Source organism: Nocardia jinanensis, from assembly GCF_014645735.1.
GTDB lineage: Bacteria > Actinomycetota > Actinomycetes > Mycobacteriales > Mycobacteriaceae > Nocardia > Nocardia jinanensis.
In genome coordinates this window covers 112,134-136,187 of record NZ_BMMH01000006.1, presented here as the reverse complement: position 1 = coordinate 136,187, position 24,054 = coordinate 112,134, and the positions used below count along the sequence as shown (strand labels likewise).

18 protein-coding genes are annotated in these 24,054 nt (G+C 67.6%); 10 read left to right on the top strand and 8 right to left on the bottom strand.

What is annotated here, in order from left to right:
• Window positions 1–10: 10 nt before the first annotated feature.
• Together IEY68_RS16130 and IEY68_RS16125 are read right to left on the bottom strand one after the other, a co-directional pair.
• Complete coding sequence (locus IEY68_RS16130; protein ID WP_062999459.1) at window positions 11–841, bottom strand: mycofactocin-coupled SDR family oxidoreductase; 831 nt, start codon at window positions 839–841, stop codon at window positions 11–13.
• A gap of 108 nt (window positions 842–949) precedes the next feature.
• Complete coding sequence (locus IEY68_RS16125; RefSeq protein WP_062999457.1) at window positions 950–1,564, bottom strand: TetR/AcrR family transcriptional regulator; 615 nt, start codon at window positions 1,562–1,564, stop codon at window positions 950–952.
• Window positions 1,565–1,764: 200 nt separating this feature from the next.
• Here IEY68_RS16125 and IEY68_RS16120 point away from each other — a divergent pair, with 200 nt between their 5' ends.
• The 3 genes from IEY68_RS16120 (at window position 1,765) to IEY68_RS16110 (ending at window position 7,439) form a co-directional block, all read left to right on the top strand.
• Complete coding sequence (locus IEY68_RS16120) at window positions 1,765–3,228, top strand: aldehyde dehydrogenase family protein (RefSeq protein WP_062999455.1); 1,464 nt, start codon at window positions 1,765–1,767, stop codon at window positions 3,226–3,228.
• A gap of 87 nt (window positions 3,229–3,315) precedes the next feature.
• Window positions 3,316–5,784: a CaiB/BaiF CoA transferase family protein gene (locus IEY68_RS16115; protein ID WP_229718825.1), complete on the top strand. Its 2,469-nt coding sequence runs from the start codon at window positions 3,316–3,318 to the stop codon at window positions 5,782–5,784.
• A 149-nt stretch (window positions 5,785–5,933) separates the two neighbouring features.
• Window positions 5,934–7,439, top strand: coding sequence for an AMP-binding protein (locus IEY68_RS16110; protein WP_062999453.1), 1,506 nt, complete (start codon window positions 5,934–5,936; stop codon window positions 7,437–7,439).
• A gap of 107 nt (window positions 7,440–7,546) precedes the next feature.
• On the opposite strand, the gene IEY68_RS16105 is transcribed toward IEY68_RS16110, so the two are convergent.
• Window positions 7,547–8,632: an NADH:flavin oxidoreductase/NADH oxidase gene (locus IEY68_RS16105; protein WP_062999451.1), complete on the bottom strand. Its 1,086-nt coding sequence runs from the start codon at window positions 8,630–8,632 to the stop codon at window positions 7,547–7,549.
• Window positions 8,633–8,833: 201 nt separating this feature from the next.
• Here IEY68_RS16105 and IEY68_RS16100 point away from each other — a divergent pair, with 201 nt between their 5' ends.
• Window positions 8,834–9,616 (top strand): enoyl-CoA hydratase/isomerase family protein, encoded by a 783-nt coding sequence (locus IEY68_RS16100; protein WP_189094334.1) that lies wholly within the window; start codon window positions 8,834–8,836, stop codon window positions 9,614–9,616.
• 43 nt (window positions 9,617–9,659) lie between these two features.
• Window positions 9,660–10,847, top strand: coding sequence for an acyl-CoA dehydrogenase family protein (locus tag IEY68_RS16095; protein WP_062999449.1), 1,188 nt, complete (start codon window positions 9,660–9,662; stop codon window positions 10,845–10,847).
• 103 nt (window positions 10,848–10,950) lie between these two features.
• Here the strand turns inward: IEY68_RS16095 and IEY68_RS16090 are convergent, their stop codons facing one another.
• Window positions 10,951–11,982: a TIGR03617 family F420-dependent LLM class oxidoreductase gene (locus IEY68_RS16090; protein ID WP_062999447.1), complete on the bottom strand. Its 1,032-nt coding sequence runs from the start codon at window positions 11,980–11,982 to the stop codon at window positions 10,951–10,953.
• On the bottom strand, window positions 11,979–13,049 hold the full coding sequence (locus tag IEY68_RS16085; RefSeq protein ID WP_062999445.1) for an acyl-CoA dehydrogenase family protein: 1,071 nt from the start codon (window positions 13,047–13,049) through the stop codon (window positions 11,979–11,981). Before IEY68_RS16085 ends, IEY68_RS16090 begins: the two co-directional genes overlap by 4 nt.
• A 169-nt stretch (window positions 13,050–13,218) precedes the next feature.
• Here IEY68_RS16085 and IEY68_RS16080 point away from each other — a divergent pair, with 169 nt between their 5' ends.
• The 4 genes from IEY68_RS16080 to IEY68_RS16065 are packed head-to-tail and all read left to right on the top strand — an operon-like array spanning window position 13,219 to window position 17,875.
• Window positions 13,219–14,763 carry a class I adenylate-forming enzyme family protein gene (locus IEY68_RS16080; protein ID WP_062999443.1) on the top strand — a complete coding sequence of 515 codons (1,545 nt, stop codon included), beginning with the start codon at window positions 13,219–13,221 and terminating at the stop codon, window positions 14,761–14,763.
• Between the two features lie 7 nt (window positions 14,764–14,770).
• Window positions 14,771–15,919, top strand: a complete 1,149-nt coding sequence (locus tag IEY68_RS16075) for an acyl-CoA dehydrogenase family protein (RefSeq protein ID WP_062999441.1) — start codon at window positions 14,771–14,773, stop codon at window positions 15,917–15,919.
• Between the two features lie 13 nt (window positions 15,920–15,932).
• On the top strand, window positions 15,933–17,078 hold the full coding sequence (locus tag IEY68_RS16070; protein WP_062999439.1) for a thiolase family protein: 1,146 nt from the start codon (window positions 15,933–15,935) through the stop codon (window positions 17,076–17,078).
• On the top strand, window positions 17,078–17,875 hold the full coding sequence (locus tag IEY68_RS16065) for a crotonase/enoyl-CoA hydratase family protein (protein WP_062999437.1): 798 nt from the start codon (window positions 17,078–17,080) through the stop codon (window positions 17,873–17,875). The genes IEY68_RS16070 and IEY68_RS16065 overlap by 1 nt, the downstream gene beginning before the upstream one ends.
• Before the next feature lie 215 nt (window positions 17,876–18,090).
• On the opposite strand, the gene IEY68_RS16060 is transcribed toward IEY68_RS16065, so the two are convergent.
• From IEY68_RS16060 to IEY68_RS16050, 3 genes are read right to left on the bottom strand one after another with little or no spacing between them, the layout of a single operon-like run.
• Entirely contained in the window at window positions 18,091–18,816 is a 726-nt protein-coding gene (locus tag IEY68_RS16060) for an ABC transporter ATP-binding protein (protein ID WP_062999435.1), read from the bottom strand.
• Window positions 18,813–21,578, bottom strand: a complete 2,766-nt coding sequence (locus IEY68_RS16055; protein WP_062999433.1) for a branched-chain amino acid ABC transporter permease/ATP-binding protein — start codon at window positions 21,576–21,578, stop codon at window positions 18,813–18,815. The genes IEY68_RS16060 and IEY68_RS16055 overlap by 4 nt, the downstream gene beginning before the upstream one ends.
• Before the next feature lie 45 nt (window positions 21,579–21,623).
• Entirely contained in the window at window positions 21,624–22,868 is a 1,245-nt protein-coding gene (locus IEY68_RS16050) for an ABC transporter substrate-binding protein (protein ID WP_189094333.1), read from the bottom strand.
• A gap of 384 nt (window positions 22,869–23,252) precedes the next feature.
• Between IEY68_RS16050 and IEY68_RS16045 the strand changes: the two genes are divergently transcribed.
• Window positions 23,253–24,047, top strand: coding sequence for an enoyl-CoA hydratase/isomerase family protein (locus IEY68_RS16045; protein ID WP_229718824.1), 795 nt, complete (start codon window positions 23,253–23,255; stop codon window positions 24,045–24,047).
• The last annotated feature ends 7 nt before the right edge of the window (window positions 24,048–24,054 follow it).

Here is a 24,054-nt window from a genome sequence, read left to right as displayed (position 1 = left end):
GGATCCGGACTCAGCGGACGGAGAAACCCGCGTCCACCGGTAGTGAGACGCCGGTGATCCATTTCGCCTGATCGGATACGAGGAACGCGATGGTGTCGGAGATATCGCTCGGTTGCAGGATCTCGATCGGCAGGGCGTTCTGCATCTCGGCGATGGAGTTCTTCCCCCCGGCGGCGGCTTCCTGGGCGAGCCGGCCCATCGCCTCGTTCATCGTCATACCCGACGCGACGCCGGTCGGGTGCACGATATTGACCCGGATCGAGTGCTCGGCCAGCGATGCGGCGTACTGCTTACAGATTCCGACCAGACCCCACTTGGACGCGGTGTAGGCCAGCGCGGCGGTGTTCAGGTTCGCGGTGGGGCGCACGCCCGCCGTCGATCCGGTGAAGACGATCGAACCGCCCTGCCCGCCGGAGATGAGGTGCGGAACCGCGGCGGCGACCACGTGGAAGCCGCCGCTCAGGTTGGTCGACACCACGTCCTGCCACATCTGCGCATAATCGTCCGGGCCGTCGCTGAGCCGGACGATGCCCGCATTGGAGAGCACGATATCGATCCGTCCGAGCGTTTCGTAGCCACCGTCGACGGCCGCCCGGGTCGCGGCGGCATCGCGAACATCGGCCTCCACCGCGACGATCCGCCGGCCGAGCGCCTCGACCTGGGCGACCGTTTCCCGCAGATCCGCGGGCGTGGCGTTCGGGTAGTCCATCGTGTCGATATCCGCGCAGATATCGAGGGCGATGATATCGGCGCCCTCGCTCGCCAGGCGCACCGCGTGCGAGCGTCCCTGGCCGCGGGCCGCTCCAGTGATCAGGGCGACCTTGCCCTCGAGACCGGTCATTGGGGTCCTCCGTAGATTCGACACGGGTTTGCCGTAGAAACCGGCCGGGGGCGGGCGTGTACGGCATTGAATGCCTGGAAGTTAACCGACTGAGTTAGATATGTGCAATCACTTCTTCGGCGGCCGCGCCGAGCGCACTATGACGTCGACGAGCGGCGCGACGTGCTCGCCGGGGTGTGTGCGCGCATGCTCTCTCTCCTCGTGCGAGCGTGACAGCGTATGCATCAGGACGGCGCCGAAAAGGGACTCGATCAGTGGTTCGTGGGCAGTGCCGGTGGCCATCTCGCCGCGCTCGACCGCTCGGGTGAATGCTCCTGTCGCGGCACTGCGCAATGCCTTCACGATGCGCTGCTGGAAGGGGCGGAGGTCGGTGAACTCGGCGGTGACGTCGATGGTGATCCGTAGGGTCGCCCAGCCGATCGGGTCGAGGAAGTGTTCGAGCAGCGCGGTGGCCAAGGCTGTCAAATCGCCGGTCAGCGAGCCGGTGTCCACGTTGACGCTTAGGGTCAGCGCTACCGATTCGACGCTGTCGAGCAGCAATTCTTCCTTGGTCGACCAGCGTAGGTAGAGCGCGGACTTGCCGACGCCCGCGCGCCTGGCGACGCCCTGCATGGTGAACGCCCCCCAGCCCAGCTGGGCGTATTCGAGCAGTGCTGCCGTCATCAGCTTCTCGTCCAGTTCGGGGTCGCGCGGGCGTCCGAGGGGTGTGGCTTGCCGGCTCATGTGGGTTCTCTCCTTGCTGCAACGGGCCGCGCGTTCGTCTCGGATCAACCAATCACAGTCGGGTGTGCGCGTGGTCCGGCGGTGCTCGATTTTTGCTACTTGCAGACACTTGGAGTCCGTAATACTGTGTGAGCTGCGCAACATCGTTAACTAAGATGGCGTTGTCATATCCGATCGCAATGAAGCGAAGTGACGAATCCATGAGCAGTCAGGCAATCGATACGACCAGGCCCGCGGTGCACCTGCGAATCGGGGCCGAGCGGCTCGCGGGCGGGTCGGGCGGAGTGCACGAGCACATCAATCCCGTCGACGGCCGGGTCGACGCGCGGATACCGCTGGCGGGTCCGGCGGAGGTGGACCGGGCAGCGCAAACGGCGCACGAGGCCTTCGCCGGTTGGCGCCGCACCCGGCCCGCCGAGCGGCGGCAGCTGCTGACCGGGCTCGCTGATCTGATCGAAGCCAATGCGGACGAGTTCGCCCGGTTGGGTGCGCTCGACAACGGCACCCCGCTCCCGATCGCGGCCGGTCTGGTCGCGTCGTCGATCGAGTGGACGCGCTACTACGCGGGCTGGGCGGACAAGCTGACCTCGGAGGTCACCGGGTCGTTCGGTCCCGACGGAGAGTTCTCCTACTCGCTCGGCCAGCCCTATGGCGTGATCGGTGTGATCATCACCTGGAACGGTCCCTTGATCTCGCTCGCGATGAAGATTCCGGCCGCATTGGCCGCGGGGAACACGGTAGTGGTCAAACCCTCCGAGCTGACCCCCTTCACCGCCGAACTCTTCGCCGACCTCGTCGAGCAGGCCGGCATACCGGCCGGTGTGGTCAATATTCTGCCCGGTGCGCCCCAGGCCGGCGCGGCGCTGGTCGAACACCCGCTGGTCGAGAAGGTGACCTTCACCGGTGGCCCCGACACCGCGCGCAAGATACTGCACAGCTGCGCCGATCTGATGAAGCCGTCGGTCCTGGAGCTCGGCGGCAAATCAGCGAATATCGTCTTCGCCGACGCCGACCTGGACCAGGCATGTTCGCACGGCACGATGATGTCGATCGGAGCGCTCAGCGGCCAGGGCTGCGCACTACCCACCCGGATGCTGGTGCAGGACAGCATCTACGAGGAGATGATCGGCCGCGTCAAGGCGTTCACCGAATTCATCACCGTCGGCGACCCGCTGGCCGAGGGGACGATCTCCGGGCCCGTCGTCAACGAGGCGGCACTGCACCGGATCCTCGGCATGATCGAGCGCGCCCGGGCGGACGGCGCGCGTCTGGTCACCGGTGGCCGTCGGCTCGGCGGTGCGCTGGCCGACGGCTTCTTCCTCGAGCCGACCGTGTTCGCCGATGTCGACCCCCGATCCGAACTCGCGCAGAAAGAGGTGTTCGGTCCGGTGCTGGCCATCACCCCCTTCGCGACCGAGCAGGAGGCGATCGAGATCGCCAACAACAGCGAGTACGGCCTGTCCGGATATATCCAGACCAACGACCTGCGCCGCGCGCACCGGGTTGCCGAGGAACTGGTTACCGGCGAAGTCCTGATCAACGGCGCGATGAACCTCGGTGTCAACCGGGCGTTCGGCGGCGTCGGCCTCAGCGGCCTGGGCAAAGAGGGGGGCCGGCAGGGCATCGACGAGTTCCTCCGGCTCAAGAACATCGCCATCGCTTGATCTCTCGCCGCGCGTAACCGAGAACGCGGGCAAGGCATGGCACCGGGCTGCCGACCGTGCCGACCATTTTCGACGAAAGGAAACACCGTGACGACAGGACCGGACCAGGCAACGAGCCCGGGGCCCCTCGCGGATTTGGTGGTCGTCGACCTGTCGACCACGCTGCCCGGCGCGCAGGCGAGCCAGTTCCTGGCGGACTGCGGCGCAGACGTCATCATGGTCGAGCCGCCCGGAGGCAGCGATTTGCGCGACCTTGCGGGCTGGCCCGGGCTGCTGCGCGGCAAACGCAGCGTCACCCTGGACGTGCACGCCGACGACGACCTCGCGACGCTGCGTGCGTTGCTGAGTAGCGCGGACGTGCTGATCACGACGATGCGGCCGAATTCGGCCGCCCGGCTCGGGCTCACCCCGCAGACGCTGGCGGAGAAGTACCCGCGGCTGGTCTGGGCGTCGATCACCGGCTGGGGGAGTACCGGCCCGTGGAAGGACTACAAGGGCTGGGAAGGTCTCGTGATGGCCAAGACCGGGGTCATGTTCGAGAAGCGCCAGCTGACCACCCGGCCGGGACCGGCATTCGTATCCACGCCCTACGCCTCCTTCGGAGCGTCGCAGGCCGCGGTGCACGGTATCCTCGCCGCGCTCATCGAACGGATGTCGAGCGGCTGTGGCCAGGCCGTCGAATCCAACCTGGTGACCGGTATGGGGTCGATGGATCCGTACAACTGGTTCTACGAGATGGTCCTCGAGCGTTACCCCGACGCCTTCAGCCCGATGGATGTGGCCTACGACGACGAGGGGCGTCCACAGGCCTACCTGATCTATGCCCTGCTGATAGCCGCGACCGCGGACGGTCGCTGGATGCAGTTCGCGCAGACCGCGCCGCGGTTGATGCAGGCGTGGCTCACCGAACTCGATCTCGTCGGGGAGCTGGCCGACCCCAAGTGGGCCGGCTTCCCGATGCTGCCGACCGCGGAACTGCGGACCGAATTCTGGGAGATGATGCTCGAACGCGTCGGCGCCCGTTCGTTCGAGGAGTGGCAGCAGGTCTTCGAGACGAATCACGACATCAGTGCCGAGGCCTTCCGCACGCCCGACGAGGCGTTGGATCACCCCCAGGTCGTGGCGGACGGTCGCGTCGTCACCGTCGACAATCCCGGGATCGGCCCGGTACGCCAGCCGTCCACCCTCATCCACGCGGACGGCAAGCCGCTCGTCCCGCCACGTCCGGCACCGCTTCCCGGCCAGCACGATGACGAGGTGCGCGCCGCGCTCGCGGCGCTCGCGTCGGCAGCGGCCGCGGCCGACCCCGAACGGGAAGAGTTGCCGTTGCGCGGGGTCACGATCCTCGAATTCGGCACCATGTTCGCCGGGCCTTACGGGGCGACGCTGCTCGGCGACCTCGGCGCCAGGGTGATCAAGATCGAGCCGATCGAGGGTGACAACATCCGCAACCTCGTGGCCTTCCCCGAGGCCGGGGGAGCCAAGGTGTTGCAGGGCAAGGAAAGTGTCGCGGTCGACCTCTCGAAACCCGCGGGACTCGAGCTCGTCTACGAGCTGGTCAAACGCAGCGATATCGTGCTGCAGTGCTTCCGGGGCGCGGCCGCCGAGCGGGCGCAGATCGATGAAGCGACGCTCAAGACGATCAATCCGGACATCGTCTACCTGAGCACACCGGGTTACGGCATCACCGGCCCGTACGCGTCCAGGCCGGCCTATGCCCCCTCGATCGGTGCGGCGACCGGACTCTCCGCGATCGACGGTCGCGACGCCATCAACCCGCCCGGCGACGGGGACGCACTGCGCGCCGGAGCGCGGACCCTGCATGCGGCCGGCGCGGTACCGGCCGTCCAATCCGACGGTATTGCCGCCCTGGGGGTCGCCTCGGCGATGCTGGTGGGCCTCTACGCCAAACGCCAGGGTGTCGAGCTCTCGAATATGGTCACCACGATGCTGGGGACAGTGCACCAAGCGCTGATCTCCTACAACACCAGCTACGAGGGCCGGCCGGAGATCGCCACCGCCGACGCGCAGTTCTTCGGGCTGGGTGCCCTCTACCGGATGTACCGGGCCGGTGCAGGCTGGGTCTTCCTCGCCGCGCCGCTGCCGAGTGAATGGGAGGCGCTGGCGAAGGCGCTGTCGCCCTACGCCGATCTGGCTGCGGATGCGCGGTTCGCCACTCCCGAGGCCCGCAGCGAAAACGACGCGGCGCTCGCGGAGGTGCTGACACACGTATTCGCCACCAAAGGACAGCAGCAGTGGGAGGACGAGCTCACGCCCCTCGACGTGGGGTGTGTCGCCGTTCTCGAACGTAACTCCGAATCGGCGCTGCAGTCCGACCCGTTCTTCGAGGCCGGGTACAGCGTCGAAGCGGTCAGCCCCATCTTCGAGGAGCACCGCCGGCTGGCGCCGCTCACCCGGTTTTCGCGCTCACGCACCAAAGCCGATGCCGGCTGCACCATCGGCCGGCACACCCGCCCGGTGCTTCGCGAGATCGGGCTCGCGGCGGAGCGCATCGACGAGCTGCTCGAGCTCGGAGTCATCGCCTGCGACGACTGAACCATCGACGGTGCGCGGCGCCGGATGCCCGGCGCGCACCCACTGTCACAGACGCCGCCACCGCGGGATTCCCACTGTCCCGCGCTGGCGGCGTCCGCAGTGCGAGTAGGAAGAGAACCGAATTGTCTGCCGCATCGACGCTCGTCGCCATGGCAACCGATCCGGCATCGGTATTGCCGGTCCGATTGCGTGCCCGCGCCCTGTCGGAGCCGGACCGGCCGTTCCTGCACGAAGTGACCGGAGGACATGCCACCTACGGTGCGACGTGGGAAGGCGTCTGCCGCTGGGCCGGGTACCTCCGCGATCTCGGCGTGGCGCCCGGCTCCCGGGTGGCGACCCTGTTGCCGCCCTCGATCGATGCGGCGATGGTCTGGATCGCCCTCGGTTGCCTCGGGGCAATCGAAGTGCCGATCGACCCGGACCTGAAGGGTACGTTTCTCGAACACGTGCTCGACGACGCAGCGCCACTCTTGTGCCTGGCCAGACCGGAATTCGTCGACCGAATCCGGGAAACACGACCGGCTCTGCCCGTATGGGCAGTGCAGCGGGGCGCATGGGCAGACCTGGACGCAACGGCCGTCGCATTCGATTCGCTGCCCACGCCGGCCGATATCGCCTGCGTGATCTATACGTCCGGCAGTACCGGGCCGGCGAAGGGAGTGATACTCGCCTGGGCCCAATTCGCCACCATGGCCGACCGGATTCCGCTCGGCCCCGGTGATGTGGCCTACAACTGCCACCCCATGTTCCACGTCACCGGACGCAGCCCGTTGGTGGCCATGTGCGCGACCGGCGGCCGGGTCGTTTTCCGCGAACGGTTCTCGGCGCGGGCCACCATGGACGATGTGCGCAGGTTCGGCTGCACCACCGGGACGTTCCATGCCGCGCTCCTGCTCGCGTTGCCGCCACGCCCGGACGATGCCGAGAACCCGCTCGAAGCGGTGTTCGCCGGTCACAACGCGGCACTCGCCGCCGAGTTCGCTCGGCGATTCGGCGTGCGGTGCTACGACCTCTACGGATCGACAGAAGTCGGCTTCCCGCTGGTACTGACCGACCCGCCGGACCTCGAACACATGTGGTGCGGCCGCGTACGCGACGGCTATCGAGCGCAGGTTGTCGACGAGCACGGGAACCCCGTTGCCGACGGCGTCCCGGGCGAGCTCTGGATCCGGCCCGGGCACCGGCTCATGATCATGATCGGTTACCTGGACCGGCCGGCGGCGACCGAACGGGCGCTGGCCGGCGGTTGGTATCACACCGGCGATATCGTCATCCGGCACGCCGACGGCAACTTCGAATTCGTCCATCGGGCCGGCGATACCATCCGCCGGATGGGCGAGAACATCTCCAGCACCGCGGTCGAGGCGGTCGTGGACGAGCACCCGCAGCTGGTTGCCTGTGCGGTGGTCGGAGTACCCGATACCGTTGCCGGACACGAGATCCTGATCGCGGCGGAAGTCGTCGAGAACGGCACGCTGGACGCCCCGGCGCTGTACGACTGGATGACGAGCCGGCTACCCAAACACACCCTGCCGAAGTATCTTGCCCTGGTCGAGGCGCTACCGCGTACGCCGACCAACAAGGTGCTCAAAACCGGGCTCCTCGACACGATCGACCTGACCGCCGCGTGGAAACCGCCGGCCGGGCGGCGTTGACCGCGGTGTCCCGCTGCCCGTCGTCCTGCCGGGGCGGCGGACGGCTCCGGCGTATGCGCGGCGGTTCTCGTGCGCCGGGGGTGGGTCGCGATCGGGGAGCCGCCGGGTCAGGGGATGCTGCCCTGGTATCGGGCCGAACGATAAGGCCCAGGCCAGCGCAGCTCGGCCCGCAGTTCGACCGCCGCGCGGAACGGCCAGTGCGGTTCCCGCAGCAATTGACGGCCGAACATCAGCGCATCGGCCGCGCCGTCGACCAGGAGCTGCTCGGCCTGGACTGCTTCGGTGATCAGCCCGACGGCGATCACCGGAATGGAACCGGCCGCCCGCGCGGCGCGGGCGAACGGGACCTGATAGCCCGGACCGACGGTGATCTTCTGGTGGGCGACCATACCGCCGCTGGATACGTCGATCATGTCCACGCCGGTGCCGTCGAGTTCCGCGCACAGTCGCACGGTGTCCTCGATGCTCCAGCCGCCCTCGGCCCAGTCGGTGGCCGAGAGCCGGACGAACAGCGGAACCGATTCGGGGATTGCCGCGCGAATCGCCGCGACGACCTCGTGCAGGATGCGGGTACGGCCGGTGAAGTCGCCGCCGTACCGGTCGGTGCGTTCGTTGCCCAGCGGGGACAGGAACTCGTTGAGCAGGTAGCCGTGCGCGGCATGGATCTCCAGGACCTGGAAGCCGGCCTCGACCGCCCGCTTCGCCGCGGCGGCGTAGGCGGCGACGGTATCGGCGATTTCGGTGAGGGTGAGCGCGTGTGGTTCCGGCAGCCCCTCGTACGCGAGCGCGGAGGGGGCGACGGTGCGCCAGCCGCCCTCCGCTTCGGTGATCGCGTTGCGCCCCTCTGTCGGGACCTGAGTGCTGCCCTTGCGGCCCGCATGGGCGAGTTGCATGGCGGGAACCGAACCCTGGCCGACAATGAACCGGGTGATGCGGGACCACGCCTCGATATGTTCGTCGCCCCAGATACCGGCATCGGGGAGGCAGATACGTCCCTCGGGAAGTACCGCGGTGGCCTCCGACATCACCAGGCCGGCGCCGCCGCGGGCCATACCGCCCAGATGGGCGAGATGCCAGTCGGTCGGGACGCCACGCTCGGTGGCCGAGTACTGCGCCATCGGCGCGACCCAGAGCCGGTTCTTGACCGTGACCCCACGCAGGGTCATGGGTGAGAACAGCAGGCTTTGCGGCATGGTCGGGTCTCCCGGCGTCGGAGTCTGCGGTGATTCGGCAGTCTCTACTACTGACATTTGAAGGATAACTTAGTAAGTTTTGTTTACCACATGCTTGTCGCGCGAGCGGCCGTTCCCGGGCCGGTTTCGGCGACCGTAAGATAATTCACTTAGTTATATAGGTATAGTGCGGAAGTATCACTCACGACTGCAGGAGGAACGGTGGATCTGAACGGGTTGACCACGGTGATCGCGGAGCTGAAAGAACACGTCCTGACCATCACCCTCAACCGGCCGGAGCGGATGAACTCCTTCAACGACGCCATGCGCGCGGAGTTCAAAGCGCTCTGGCGGTTCGCGGACGACGAGGACGATGTGCACGCGATCGTGCTGCGGGCCAACGGTGACCGTGCCTTCTGCACCGGGGTGGACGTGCGGGAAGGCACCTATCTGGCCGACAACCCGTTCAGCCGGCAGGATCCCGGTGTCGATCTGTCCCCCAAACAGAACGGCTGCTGGAAGCCTCTGATCTGCGCGGTGCACGGCATGGTCGCCGGCGGCGCCCTGTATTGGCTCAACGAGGCCGACATCATCGTCGCCGCGGACGACGCCCAGTTCTTCGATCCGCATGTCTCCTACGGTATGGTCGCGGCCCTCGAACCGATCGGACTGGCGCACCGCATTCCGATCGGTGAGGTATTGCGGATGGTCCTGCTCGGTCTGGACGAACGGATGTCCGCCGAACGTGCCCACCAGATCGGCTTCGTCAGCGAAGTGCTGCCGCGCGCACAGCTGTGGGATCGGGCGCAGGAACTGGCCGCGCGGATCGCCGCGAAGCCGCCGGCCGCGATACAGGGCAGCATTCGGGCGATCTGGGAATCGCGCGATACGGGCCGTTCGCACGCCCTCGCCACCGGTATGTCGTACACCGTGATCGGCAACCCGATCGGGCTGGCGCAGGTCGAGCGGTCGGAGGTTCCCACCCGAAACTACGAGGTTCGCTGACCGGCGGGTAGCCCGGCGCGGATCCACAGAAGGAGTAGCTGAGATGGACTACGGAATGAGCCCGGAGCTGGAGCGGTTCCGGCTGGAGGTGCGGGCCTTCGTCGAGGCCAACGCGCCGGCGATCCCGCCGAAGGCCGGCGTGCGCAGCGCCGAGGACCGGGCCGAGCACACCTTGATCACCGAGTGGATCGGCAAGCTCTACGCCGCCGGTTATATGGGCGGCGATTGGCCGGAGGAGTACGGCGGCGAGGGCAGCTCCTACTCGAGCGAGCGCGATGTAGTGGTGGGTGAGGAGCTGGCCCGGGCCCGGGCACCGCATTTCGCGGGCGCCGGTGGTCTGGTGTCGCACGCGCTGATCGACTTCGGCTCCGAGGAACAGCGCCGGCGCTACCTGCCGGGCATCCGCTCCGGCAAGGACACCTGGTGTCAGCTGTTCAGCGAGCCCAGCTCCGGCAGCGACCTGGCCTCGCTGCGGACCAAGGCTGTGCGTACCGAGAACGGTGGCTTCCGCGTCAGCGGCCAGAAGGTGTGGACCACCAATGGGCAGTGGGCCGAATACGGTTACCTGCTGGCCCGCACCGACCCGGACGCGCCGAAGCACAAGGGCATCAGTGCCTTCGTCGTCGATATGAGCCTGCCCGGTGTCGACGTGCGGCCGCTGCGCGAGATGACCGGTACATCGGACTTCAACGAGGTGTTCCTCGACAACGTCGAACTGCCCGCCGACGCCCTGATCGGTGAGCTGAACGCGGGCTGGGCGATCGCCAATTCGAGCCTCGGGCACGAGCGCAGCGGCGTCGCGACGAGTGTGGTCCGATTGCGGCAGAACGTGGACGCGCTGAAGGACCTCGCGCAGAAGATGACCCGCGGCGGGCGCCCGGCCATCGAAGACGGTGCGGTCCAGGAGACGCTGGGCAAGTTGACTGCGGCAGTCGAGGCGCTGTCCGCGCTGGTATACGCCAACATCAGCCGATGGTCACGCGGCACCGAGCGGGTGCAGGACGCGCCGATGGCCAAACTGATGTTCAGTGAGATCGGTGTGGAGATCGCGCGCTTCGCACTGGAACTGAGCGGCGAAGCGGGCATCCTGGTCGAAGGTGACAGCGGTGCCGTGGACAGCGGCCGGTGGCAGGACGAATTCCTCTACGCCCGCGCGTTCACGATCGCGGGCGGTAGCTCCGAGATCATGCGCAACATCATCGCCGAACGCGGATTGAAGATGCCGCGCTGAGTGGCCGGACCGGCGCGCGGCTTCGCTCTCACCCGCGCGCCGTCACACCGTCGCGCCGACGCTGGTCGGCCTGACACCCGGCGTACCGCCGATGGGTGACGGATCAGGCCGCAGTGCCCTTCAATGCCCTGGCGAGTTCGCGCTGCAGGCTCGGGGTTTGCACGCCGATATTGTTGATCTCGTACCGGGTGACGACCTCGCCGGCCCGGGCCCGCAGCGCTGCTGCCGCCTCTGCGGGGGGACCGACCACGGCGAACAGCTCCAGGATCTCGTCGTCGATGAGAGTTCCCATCTCCGACCATTTGCCGGCCCGATCGCTTTTCGACAGGGTGGTCAATTCCTCGCCGAGTTCGCCGATTCCGTGCAGGTCGAGCACCACCCGGTACGCCGGAGTCGACGCGTAGAACGCGATCTGCCGCCGCACCGCGGTCACCGATGCGGCCAGCTCCTCCTCGGTGTTCCCGGTGGCGACGAACGCCGAGCTGACGATCTCCGGTGAGGTTTCGGGGGCGCCGGGTGTGCCGCGTCCCTTCGTGAGAGCGGGCACGGTCACCTCGCGCAGGTAACGGTCCGTCGAAAAGGGGTGCAGCAGTATCCCATCGGCTACTCTGCCTGCGGTTTCGGCCATCTTCGCGCCGACTCCCGCCAGCAGCACCCGGGGTGCCGGAAAGACGGTCGGCGGCGTGAACATGGGTGTCATCAGCGTGTGGGTGTAGAAGTCGCCCCGGAAGTCGAGCTTCTCGCCGGTCGCCCAGGCGTCCCAGATCGCCCGCATCGCGGAAATGAATTCGGCCATCCGCGGGGCCGGCGCGCTCCACGGCATCGAGAACCGCCGCTCGATATGCGGTTTGATCTGGGTGCCGAGGCCGAGAACGAGCCGTCCACCGCTGTAATCCTGTAACGCGCGGGCCTGGACGGCCAGGGTCATCGGAGAGCGGGCGAAGGCGACCACGATATTGGTCAACAGGTCCACGCGTTCGGTCACGCCGGCGGCGATGGTCAGATGGAGCAGCGGATCCGAGACGACCTCGCTGTAGGAGACGCCGTCGAACCCGCTCGACTCCGCTTCGTCGGCCATGGCGGCGACATCGGCGAGGGCTCCGGTGGGGGAGGAGAGGGGCAGATCGATCTTCATTGCCGGGCGAGCCGCCTGCGGTGCAGGCTCACCGAGCCGTTCAACAACTCGTCCACCTTGATCCGGCGGGTCAGCAGGTGCAGGTCGTGCTCCCAGGTGAACCCGATGCCGCCGTGTACCTGCAGGGCGGTGGAGGCGATGGTGCTGGTCGCCTCTCCCGCGTAAGCCGCCGCCGCGGACACGGCCGCGGCACGGCGGCCCGAGTCGGTGTCGTCGAGCGCGACGGCTGCGGCCCATAGCGCCGCCCGGGATGCCTCGGTCTGCAGCGCCATATTCGCGCAGTGGTGCTTGACGGCCTGGAAACTCCCGATGGGCTGACCGAACTGGGTGCGCTGACCGGCGTACTCGACCGTCTGCTCCAGGAGCCGTTCGGCGGCGCCCAACGCGTCCATTTTCCGGTAGAAGGCGAGGGCGTCGTCCAGGTAGGCAAGAGTGCCGTCCGGTACGGCAGTCCACCGATCGGCAGGCACCGTCAGGTCGAGTTCGAGAACGGACCAGGACCTGGTGAGGTCGAGTGTTTCGCGAGTGCGAAGCGTGACGCCCGCGCTCCCGCTCGGCACGTGGGCGAGAATCTCCGTACCCGTCGAAGAGATTGTGGCGACCAGGTATCCGGTGGCGTCGAGCAGTGCGGTGGCGGGTGCGGTGACGCCATTGACCCGCAGCTCGGCGCCGCTGATCTCGGCAGTCAGTGGGGCGCCGTCATCCGAGGCGAGAACAAGCGGGATGGATTCGGCACCGCCGGCGTTGGCCTCGGCGAGCGCTGTGAGGGAATGGTCGAGCTTGTCCAGCTCGGCGGTGGCCAGCGCCAGTTCGGCGAGCGGTACGGTGCTGCCCGCTCTGCCGTGTTCGGCGACGAGCACGGCAAGGTCGACATGGGTACCGCCCATATCACTGGTCAGCAGGCCGATCAGTCCCGACTCCACGAGGTGTTTCGCGGCGCTGCCGGGGACTCTGGCCGGGCCCGCGTCGATGGTCGGCCGGCGTGCGGCGAGGGGGTCGTGCTTGGCCAGCCAGGCGCGCTCGCCGGCGGCAAGAACTTCCTGCTCGTCGCTCAATGCGAAATCCACAGAGACTCCTTTCAATATTGACCTAGTTAACCATGTCAGCTATCTTCTGAATAGAGCATACGACACCCGGAATACCGGGCTATGTGATCACGGCGATCGACACGGTCGGGTGCCGAAAGTGCGGCGTCCCGGCGCGGTGGCCCGCTACCGCAAGAGTGGGAGGAAACGAATGACGAGCATCAGGGGCGCGCTGGCGCGGCTATGGGAGGCCGACGACGACGCCGCCATGATCCAGCAAGGTGACACCTGGTTCACCTGGGGGGAAGTCCGGGCGCTTGCGGAGAGCCTGGATGCCGCCCTGGCCGGCGCCGGCTGCGGGGCGGGCAGCAGAGTCGGTGTCGTGCTCGGCAACCGGATGGAGTCGATCGCCGCCCTCATCGCCATCCTCGGCAAGGGGCGCACCGTCATCACCCTCAACCCCATGCAACCGGTGGCGCGGCTGAGTGCCGATATGGCCGATGCCCGCCCGCGCGCCGTCCTGGCGCCCGCCGCCACGTGGAATGAGCCGGAGTTCCGGTCGGTGGCCGAAAGCGCCGGCATGATCGGATTCGCCGTCGACGACACCGAAGTGATCGCGACCACCGAGGCGAGTGTGGCCGGGACGCCGGAGACCGGTGCGGAGATCGCGGATCCGGTCGGCATCGAGATGTTCACCTCGGGGACCACCGGCCCACCCAAGCGGATTCCGCTCACCTGGCGTCAGCTCGAGGCCGCGCTCTCCGCGGTGCACGGCCATACCGGTGCGGCCGGTCCGGCCGACCGCAAACTGCTGACGGGACGGGTCGCGCTGGTCACCCTGCCGATCGTGCATATCGGCGGTTTGTGGGGAGTGCTGCAGAACCTCGCCGAGGCCCGGCCCTTCGTGATGCTTCCGCGCTTCACCGTGGAGGGCTGGTGCGCGGCGGTGAAAGAACACCAGCCCAAGGTCGCCGGCCTGCCGCCCGCGGGTATGCGCGCGGTGCTCAGCGCCGATGTCCCCGCCGCTGATCTGGCCAGCCTGCGGGCCATCACCGCGGGCACAACCTTCGTCAACCCGGATCTCGCCGACGAGTTCACCGCGAAATACGGCATCCCGGTGCTGGTCATGTACGGCGCCACCGAATTCTCCGGGGCGATCGCCGGGTGGACCAAGCCCATGCATGCCGAGTGGTGGACCAAGAAGCGCGGCAGCGTCGGTCGGGAAATGCCCGGCGTCCGCCTGCGAGCGGTCGCCGAGGACGGCACGATCCTGCCCGTCGGGCAGTCCGGGCGCCTCGAGGTCAGTTCGAGCCAGACCGGCACCGGCACGGGCGACTGGGTCCGCACCTCGGATATCGGCCACCTCGACGAGGACGGCTTCGTCTACATCGACGGCCGCGCCGACGACGCGATCATCCGGGGTGGCTTCAAGATTCAGCCCGAGACGGTCGCGGAAGCGCTGCGCGCCCACGACGCCATCCTGGATGCCACGGTGTACGGCCGCGAGGACGAGCGGCTCGGGAAGGTGCCTGTCGCCGCCGTCGAACTGGTCGACGGCACCGCGGAGGTTTCCGAGGACGAGCTGAAGGCGTTCTGCCGCCATCAGCTCACCGCCTACGAGGTCCCGGTGCGGATCTACACGGTACCCGAGTTGCCGAGAAGCGCGTCGCTGAAAGTGGACCGGCGGCGGCTTCTCGAAATAGTCGCGGAGATAGAGGAATCCGATCCGGCCGCGGCAGTGGCGTCGGGAAGGTAGGCAAGGGATGAAACGCGAAATCTTCGATACCGAACACGACCAGTACCGCGCGACTGTGCGCGAGTTCCTGGCCCGGTACGCCACCCCGCACCAGGAGCAATGGGAGAAGGACGGGATCATCGACAAGCAGCTCTACGTCGATGCCGCCAAGTTCGGGGTGATCGGTTTCTCGGTTCCGGAGGAGTTCGGCGGGGGCGGGATGTCGGGCGATTTCCGCTACAACGCCATCGTCGCCGAGGAAGTGACCCGGGCTTCCTCCGGTGGGCCGGCCTTCACCCTGCAGAACGATGTGCTCGCGCCGTACATGCTCGAGCTCACCAACGCCGAGCAGAAGGCCCGCTGGCTGCCGGCTTTCGCGGCCGGCGAACTGGTCGTCGCGGTGGCGATGACCGAACCGGGCGCGGGCAGCGATCTGCAGGGGATCCGCACGTCCGCGCGCAAAGACGGCGACCATTGGGTGCTGTCGGGGTCGAAGACCTTCATCTCGTCCGGGATCCATGCCGACCTCGTCATCGTGGTCGCCCGCACCGACCCGGATGCCAAGGCGAGCGGGGCGTTCACTTTGCTGGCCGTCGAGCGCGATATGGCGGGGTTCACCCGCGGCCGCAACCTCGAGAAACTCGGTTTGCATTCCCAGGACACCGCGGAACTCACCTTCGACGAGGTGCGGGTTCCGTCCGCGAATGTGGTCGGTGAAGTCGGCAAGGGTTTCCTGCACCTGATGCGCAACCTGCCGATGGAACGGCTGTCCATCGCGGTCTCGGCCGTCGCCTCCTGCCGGACGCTGCTGGACGCGACCCTCGAATACGTCAAGTCCCGCAAGGCATTCGGTACGCCGATCGGTTCCTTCCAAGCCAACAAGTTCGAGCTGGCGACGCTCGAGACGGAGGTCGATCTCGCGCAGGTCTACGTCGACCGGTGCATCACGGAGCTGAACGCGGGCACCCTCGACGGCACCGACGCGGCCAAGGCCAAGTGGTGGACCACCGAACTGCAGCAACGACTGATCTATACCTGCCAGCAGATGCACGGTGGTTACGGCTTCATGATGGAGTATCCGATCGCCAAGGCCTACGCGGATGCGCGGATCCAGACCATCTATGGCGGTTCGACCCAGATCATGAAGGAAATCATCGGGCGCTCGCTCGGACTGTAGAAAGGAAACCCTCATGGGTGCAGTAATTGTCGAGGCCGTGCGTACCCCCGTCGGGAAACGTAACGGTGGGCTGTCCGGGATCCATCCCGTCGATCTGTCGGCCGTGGTGCTGCAGGAACTGGTGAAGCGGGCAGGTATCGAGCCCGAGTTGATCGAAGATGTCATCTGGGGCTGCGTCGGGCAGGTCGGGGAGCAGACCCATGACATCGCGCGCAATGCGGTGCTCGCGGCGGGCTGGCCGGAATCGGTGCCGGGTGTGACCGTGGACCGTCAGTGCGGATCGTCGCAGCAGTCGCTGAACTTCGCGGTCGCCAGTGTGCTCGCCGGGCACTACGAAGCGGTCGTGGCCGGCGGTGTCGAGTCGATGTCGCGGGTTCCGATGGGTGCCGCGCTGACCGATGGCAGCAGCCCGCTCAGCCCGAAGTTCATGGAGCGCTACAACGCTTCACCCAATCAGGGCGTCGGCGCCGAGATGATGGCCGAGAAGTGGGCACTGTCGCGCACCGACGTGGACGCGTTCTCCGCGCGCTCGCACGAACGCGCCGCGGCCGCGCAGGACGCCGGTCTGTTCGACGCGCAGATCGTGCCCGTCACCCTGCCCGACGGGACGGTCGTCACCAAGGACGAAGGTATCCGCCGCGGCACCACCGTCGAGAAGCTGGCCGGCCTGAAGACCGTCTTCAAAGAGGATGGCGTCATCCACGCCGGCAACTCCTCGCAGATCTCCGATGGGGCGGCGGCACTGCTGATCGTCAGCGACGAGTTCGCGCAGAAGCACGGGTTGACGCCGATCGCGCGCGTGCACACCGCGGTCGTCGCGGGCGCCGACCCGGTGATGATGCTCAGTGCTCCCATCCCCGCGACCGAGAAGGCATTGCAGAAGTCGGGCCTATCGGTCGACGATATCGGTGTGTTCGAGGTCAACGAGGCCTTCGCACCGGTACCGATGGCGTGGCAGAAGGAGATCGGCGCGCCGGACGAGAAGTTGAACCCCAACGGCGGCGCCATCGCCTTGGGCCACCCCCTCGGTGGTTCCGGTGCCCGGATTCTGACCGACCTGGTCTTCCATATGCGCCGCAACGACATTCGCTACGGTCTGCAGACCATGTGTGAGGGCGGCGGCCAGGCCAATGCGACGATCCTCGAGCTGGTGAAGTGATGACGGCGGCAACCGAGGTCGGCGCTCTGGTCGAGCGCAAGGGCAATGTCCTGCTGATCACCATCAACCGTCCCGAGGCCCGCAACGCGGTGAACGCCGCGGTGAGCGCGGCCGTCGGCGCCGCATTGGTCCAGGCGGAGAACGACCCGGAGATTCGCGTGGTCGTGATCACCGGTGCCGGCGACAAATCCTTCTGCGCCGGTGCGGACCTCAAGGCGATCTCGCGCGGCGAGGGGCTGTTCGCACCCGGCAACGAGCACTGGGGTTTCGCCGGATTCGTCCGGCACGTCATCAGCAAACCGACCATCGCCGCCGTCAACGGCACGGCGCTGGGCGGCGGCACCGAACTCGCCCTTGCCGCCGATCTCATCGTCGCGGCGAAAGGCGCGAGCTTCGGGCTGCCCGAGGTCAAGCGCGGGTTGCTCGCCGGCGCGGGCGGGGTGTTCCGGTTGCCGGCGCAGATCCCGCAGCGTCTGGCCATGGAGATGATCCTCACCGGAGACCCGATCTCGGCGACCACCGCGCATGAGTACGGTCTGATCAACCAGGTGGTGTCGGACGGCGCTGTGGTCGAGGCGGCGCTGGCGCTGGCCGAGCGGATCGCGGTCAACGCTCCGCTGTCGGTGCAGGCCAGCAAGCGGATCGCGCTCGGTATCCAGGCGGGCGACCGTCCCGGCGAGAACGACAGGTGGGGTCATTCGGAGGCCGAGTGGCAGGACCTGATGAACAGCGAGGACGCGAAGGAAGGCCCGCTGGCCTTCGCCGAAAAGCGCGCCCCCGTGTGGAAGTCGCGGTAGCCGAGCGAAGGTTGTCTCGCCGTCGGGCCAGGAGTAGCTCACCGGCGGCGAGTCCAGTCCGCCCCTGTCGAAGAGGACAGGGGCGGACTTTTCGTCTGTCCGCTCCGAGGCGAAAAGCGCTGGTAGTGAGCTGACTACGGATAATCGAGATCGATGGCGGATGAGCTCGACACCTCGGGCCGGGGGCGGCCCCGAGTGCCGCCCCCGGCCCGAGGTCAGGTTCCGATTTTCGCCTCCGCGGTGCCGAGATAGGCGCGCTCGATCTTTTCCGGTGCCGCCGCGAGTTCCGCCGCACTGCCACGCAACACGTCGTGCCCGTGCGCGAGCACTATGGCCGTATCGGCGATTCCGAGGGCGAGCCGTACGTGCTGCTCGACGAGAATCACCGCCGTGCCCTTGTCGTCGGCGACCCGGCGGATCACCGGAAGCAGCGATTCGACGATCACCGGCGCCAGACCCATGCTCAGCTCATCGATCAGCAGTACCTTCGGATTCTGCATCAGCGCCCGGCCGATCGCGAGCATCTGCTGCTCACCGCCGGACAGCATGCCCGCGCAGACTTTGATCCGTTCACCGAGCGGCGGGAAGTACGCGATGATGTCGGCAACAGCCGGCCCCGAACGGTGGCGTGCGAGTTCGAGATTCTCCCGCACGGTGAGGCCGGTGAACAGCGCACGGTCGTCCGGCACCAGGACCAGCCCGGCCCTGGAGGATGCCCGCGCGCGGCCGGGTCCGATCGCGGTGCCGGCGATGCTGATCGCGCCCCCGATGCTGGGCAGCAGCCCGGCGAGGGTCATCAGCAGGGTGGTCTTGCCCGCGCCGTTGGGCCCGAGCAGGGCGAGGACCTCCCCCTGCTCCAGCACCAGATCGAAACCGCGCACACACGGGCGCCCCGCGAAATAGCCGGCGTCGACCCCGGCGCATTCGAGAACCGCGGTCATGCGGACACCTCCGTGGCTGTATGGGTGGTGCCGAGATAGGCACGCACCACTTCGGGATTCGACTGGATCTCCGCGGGCGTGCCCGCCGCGATGACCCGCCCGAGGTCGAGGACGACGATCCGGTCGCAGATCTCGAGCACGAGTTCCATATCGTGATCGACCATCAGGACGGTCACTCCCGCATCCCGGACGGCTTGCAAACGCTCGCCGAGCCAGCGGCTTTCGGTGCTGTCGAGGCCTGCGGCAGGCTCGTCGAGCAGGACGATCCGGGGGCGTCCGGCGAGTGCACGGGCCACCGAGACCAGTTGACGCCGGCCCTGGGACAGCTCGTTGACCGAACGATCGGCCACCTCGTCGAGGTGCAGCATGCCGAACAGGCGGTCGATCTCGGCGGTCGAGGGCGCGGCGCCGTCGGGACGGTGTGTCGCCGCCACGACCCCGACGGCGACGTTCTCGCGCACCGTCAAATCGTCGTACAGTTCGATGCCCTGGAAGGTCCGGCCGAGGCCGAGCCGGCTGCGTTTGTGCGGTTCGAGACCGTCGATCCGCCGGTCGCCCAGGGTGACCGTCCCCGACGCGGGCGCGAACCCGCTGAGAGCGTCGATACACGTCGTCTTGCCCGCCCCGTTGGGTCCGATCAACCCGAGGATCTCGCCGGAGCGGACCTCGAAGCCGATATCGTCGAGCGCCACGACGCCGCCGTAGCGCACGCCGACCCCGTCGGCCGACAACAGGATCTCGGCGGGCAGCTCCCGCGGCTCCGGCGCCCCGATTTCGGCTGCGGGCGGCGCCGGAACGGGCGGGCCGGGCCGGGGCGGGCGAAACCGGCCGAGCAGGGCACGGATTCGTGCCGTGTGCTCGTGCAGGTGCCCGATGAGCCCCTCGGGGTACTTGATGACCGTCAGCACCAGGAAGACGCCGGAGATCAGCGCGTAGTAGTCGCCGAGGTGCAGGAATCGGTCCATCACGATGAACATGACGCCACCGGCCCCGATCACGCCGGCGAGGATACCGCCGGACACGCACGTGATCCCGGCGATGTACACGATGGCGAACAGCCCGATTCCGGCGATTGTCGAATACGATTCGGCCGTCGCGACCGTTTGCTGGTAGCCCATCAGCGCACCGCCCAGGCCGGCGATGAACGCACCGATGGCGAAGGCCTTGATCTTCGTGCGGGCCACGTCGATTCCGGCCGCGGCGGCCGAACGCTCGTTGGCGCGGACCGCCAGCATCGAGGCACCGAGACGGCTGGTGCGCAGCGCGGCGACGGACAACGCAACCAGCACCAGGACAGCCAGGCAGACGAGCCCGAACGGTACCCGGGGATACGTCTCGCCGGCCCCGATACCGAGGTCGATGCCGAACAGGCGCGGGTTCTCGATATGCGCCCCGGCCAGTCCACCGTTGAGGTTGCTGTTACGGAACCAGAAGGTCTCGAGGAAAACGGCCAGCGCCAGAGTCACCACGGTGACCGGCAGGCCACGGATCCGCAGCGCCGGCAGCCCTACCACCACCCCGATCACGGTGGCGACGAGGGCGGCGAGGACCGGTGCGAGGGGGAACGGCACACCGAGGTCGCCGGTGAGGCGGCTCAGGGTGAACGCGCCGACGCCGGCCAGCGTGAGCTGGGCCAGCGAGATCTGACCCGCGAAACCGGTGACGACCACCTGCGATAGCGCGATCACCGCGAGGATCAAGGTGGTGATCACGGCGGCCCGGTAGCTACCCGAGGTCCACAGCAGCGCCGCCACCGCGACCACCACCGAAAGTACGGCGGGGACCAGCAGGTTCCGCGGCCGTGGCGCCCGGCCGAGGGTCTGCTGGATGATCGCGCCCCGGGTGGGCAGGGGCTTTCCGCGGATCACCAGGAAGATGAGGATCATGACCAGCCCGACGAGTTCGGCCATCCCGGATTGCGGGAACCAGCTCACGGTGCTCTGCAGGTGCGTCATCTCCGACTGCACCATGCCGATACCGAGTCCGGCGATCACCGTGAGCCCCATCGCGGTGAAGTTGCCGACCAGCGCGGCCGCGAGCGCCGGCACGATGAACAGCGTGTAGGACACCGGGATGAGCGGCACGATCGGTGCGATCAGGATCCCGCTCAGCCCGGCCACCATCGTGCTGAGCGCCCAGTTACCGAAAGCGATGCGTTCGGGGGAGAGCCCGGTGACCAGGGCCCCCTTCTCCGATTCGGCGGCGGCGCGGGTCGCCAGGCCGAAGCGGGTCCAGCGATACAACAGGGTGAGAGCCACCGCGAGTGCCAGGATCACCGCGGCGAACCACAGCCGGTCCACCGGGATGCGCGCATCGCCGAGGGACAGGGCGCCGGACGGCAGAATCGCTTTCACCGACACCGGTGTGGTGCCGACCCGCACCGCCAAGAGCGCCTGTACGAAGAGCATGACGCCGATCGACGCCACCGCCTTCGCGACCGGTGGCGCGGTGCGTAACGGCCGGAAGACGATCGCGTAGATCAACGTTCCCAGCAGCGCGGCGATGGCGAGCGAAATGCCCATCGCCGGCAGCAGGCCGAGGCGCCCGCCGAGATCGATCGATTTCGGCATGCCCGGAATCGGGTTGAGTAGTTCACCTTTGCGCAGCAACCCGTACGTGTATGCCACGTACAGGGCGACCGCGCCGGTACTGAAGTTCACGACGCCCGAACTTCGGAACGTCATCACCAGGGCCAGGCCCAGGGCCGCGTACACGGCCCCGTTGCCCAGTCCCAATGCCAGGAAGACCAGATGATCGGTCACGGAAAGCTCCTCGGGGATCGAATAGGTCGTGGAATCCCCGTCGGCCTATTCGGTGACCTGCGGATCGGTGGGTTCGCCGTCGGTGATGGTGACCGTCACCAGTTGCGTGCTACAGATCGAGCGCAGCTGTGCCAGCGCCGTGCCGTCGCAGGCGAAGGTCATGCCGTGCCCGGCGGGCAGGGTCACCTTGTCGGCCGTGGTGATCGCGGTGGCGACGGCCGTGGCGGTCGGGTCGCCGGTCACGCCCTGCGCCGCGCGGACGAGGCCGAGCATGCCCTGGTAGCCGGTGTAGGTGTAGCCCGCGGTGTCGGTGTCGGGTGCGTACCTTTTCAGCACGCTGCGGTAGAGCGCGGCCTCCGGATCGTCGGAGACCAGGTCCGCGGTGGTGAAGACATGGGCTCCTTCCATCGCGTCGCCGATGGCCTCCATGGTCGCGGGATCCAGGCACGGCTGGATCAGCATTCTGTCCTGGGTCGCACCGAGGGCGCCGAGCGATTTGACCACCGCGGTACACATCGTCGCGTCGCCTACCACGGCCACAGCGCCGATATCCCCGGAAATCCCCGAGCTGACCTGGGGTGTCGCGTCGGGCGTGCCCAGGGGAATGGGCACGACCCGCAGATCGATGCCCGCGGCGCCGAAGGCGGCCCCGCCCATCTGCTTCGCGGTGGGGACCGCGGCGCCGTTCTCGGTGACGAAGGCGGTCACCTTCTTGTATCCCTTACCGGCCGCGTAGGCCGCCATCGATTTCAGAGTGCCCGGGAATCCGCCGGTGAGGCTGAAGGCGTTGGGCGTGGTCATTTCCGCACCGGCCGCGGCGGACGGGGTGACGTAGGGAATGCCCGCTCCGGTGATGACCGGGACCATGGTGTCGCCGTAGGCGGTGGTGGTGACGACGACGGCGGAGACTTTCGCCTCGACCATCTGGTTGGCGCAATCGCGGTTCGAGGCGGGATCCTCCTTGCTCGCGCAGGTGACGAGTTCGATGGGATGCCCGGCGATTCCGCCGAGGTTCGCGTTCGTGTATGCCACGACGGCCTCCGCGGCCTCGCGGTTCGACGGCTGGGAAATCGCCGGGCCGCCCTCGGGATTGATCAGCCCGATCTTGATCGGGCTGCCGGTCGCCGGTTTGTCGGGGAAGGCGCTGTCCGGGGCCTCGGCGGCCGTGCCCGTGGAGTCTCCGCCGCTGCCACAGGCGGTGGCGAGTGCTATCGCGGGAACCAGTGCGAGCAGACCGAGCCGGCCGAGCCGAGTTTTGACGGTCGGCGAATTCGCATGCGTATCGGCCATGGGGGAGTCCTTCTCTCATGGGCGGCTGTGACCGAGCTGGACCGCTCGATGGGGTGATGTGCATCACAAGCCGGAGACCAGCTAAAGGTAGGGTGCGCAGACAAGATGTGTCAATAAGCAATCTAGGTTCACTAGGTGTTTATTCATGACGCGCATCGCCGGTTCCGGTGTTCGGGGTGCGAATTGTCGGGCGAGGGGTCTCGTGACACTGGAGGTGTGTGGACCCGGTGCGTAAGTGCCGAGGGTTGTGAACGATTTTCTCGGATTGCCGCCTCGATAGGCCGACGATCAACGGCGGCTTGCAGGCGCTGACATAGTGCACTATGTTATCTAGGTGAGATTCTGGCGAGGTTGCTGGAAATAGTCGGCCGAGAGGTGGGCAGGGTGCAGACGCTGGAAATCGAACGGCGCGACGGCGTGGTGACGGTGGTGATGTCGCGGCCGGAGAAGAAGAACGCCGGCGACCCCGCCATGTGGCGCGAACTCGCCGAGACCTTCACCGAGATCGAGCGCACCGGGGGCGACCGGGTGATGGTGCTGACCGGAGCCGGTGGTGACTTCTGCTCCGGGGCGGACCTGGAAGGGCTCTCCGGCGACGCGCTGGACTATATGAAGCGCGCGAGCCACGCCGCCGCGGCGCTCTCCGCGCTGACCATCCCCACCATCGCGAAGGTCGACGGTGTCGCGGTCGGTGCGGGCTGGAACCTCGCGCTCGGTTGTGATCTCGTCGTGGCCACCGACCGGGCGCGGTTCTCCCAAATATTCATTCGCCGCGCGCTGTCGCTGGATTTCGGTGGCAGCTGGTTGCTGCCTCGACTGGTGGGGCTGCAGAAGGCGAAGGAACTCGCCTTCTTCGGTGACATCCTCACGGCGGCGCAGGCTTCGGACCTCGGTCTGGTGACCCGGGTCGTGGCGCCCGACGAGCTCGACAGCACGGTCGAGTCCATGACCCGCCGGCTGGTGCACGCGCCGGCCCAGGCGCTTTCGCTGACCAAGCAGCTGCTCGATGCCGCGGCGGACGGCGGCAGTATCGAGGCCGCGCTGCAGCGGGAGAACCACGTTCAAGCCAACAACATCGTCGGCGCCGAGGCGGAGGAGGCGAAGGCGGCCTTCCTGGAGAAGCGAGAGGCTGTCTTCTATCGCCCCGATTCGCAGCCGGCCACCACCGCGCACGTCTAGGAGTCAC

Coding starts and splice junctions, on each gene's coding strand:
- IEY68_RS16130 (WP_062999459.1), bottom strand. CDS start 841: ATGACCGGTCTCGAGGGCAAGGTCGCCCTGATCACTGGAGCGGCCCGC.
- IEY68_RS16125 (WP_062999457.1), bottom strand. CDS start 1,564: ATGAGCCGGCAAGCCACACCCCTCGGACGCCCGCGCGACCCCGAACTG.
- IEY68_RS16120 (WP_062999455.1), top strand. CDS start 1,765: ATGAGCAGTCAGGCAATCGATACGACCAGGCCCGCGGTGCACCTGCGA.
- IEY68_RS16110 (WP_062999453.1), top strand. CDS start 5,934: ATGGCAACCGATCCGGCATCGGTATTGCCGGTCCGATTGCGTGCCCGC.
- IEY68_RS16105 (WP_062999451.1), bottom strand. CDS start 8,632: ATGCCGCAAAGCCTGCTGTTCTCACCCATGACCCTGCGTGGGGTCACG.
- IEY68_RS16095 (WP_062999449.1), top strand. CDS start 9,660: ATGGACTACGGAATGAGCCCGGAGCTGGAGCGGTTCCGGCTGGAGGTG.
- IEY68_RS16090 (WP_062999447.1), bottom strand. CDS start 11,982: ATGAAGATCGATCTGCCCCTCTCCTCCCCCACCGGAGCCCTCGCCGAT.
- IEY68_RS16080 (WP_062999443.1), top strand. CDS start 13,219: ATGACGAGCATCAGGGGCGCGCTGGCGCGGCTATGGGAGGCCGACGAC.
- IEY68_RS16075 (WP_062999441.1), top strand. CDS start 14,771: ATGAAACGCGAAATCTTCGATACCGAACACGACCAGTACCGCGCGACT.
- IEY68_RS16070 (WP_062999439.1), top strand. CDS start 15,933: ATGGGTGCAGTAATTGTCGAGGCCGTGCGTACCCCCGTCGGGAAACGT.
- IEY68_RS16065 (WP_062999437.1), top strand. CDS start 17,078: ATGACGGCGGCAACCGAGGTCGGCGCTCTGGTCGAGCGCAAGGGCAAT.
- IEY68_RS16060 (WP_062999435.1), bottom strand. CDS start 18,816: ATGACCGCGGTTCTCGAATGCGCCGGGGTCGACGCCGGCTATTTCGCG.
- IEY68_RS16050 (WP_189094333.1), bottom strand. CDS start 22,868: ATGGCCGATACGCATGCGAATTCGCCGACCGTCAAAACTCGGCTCGGC.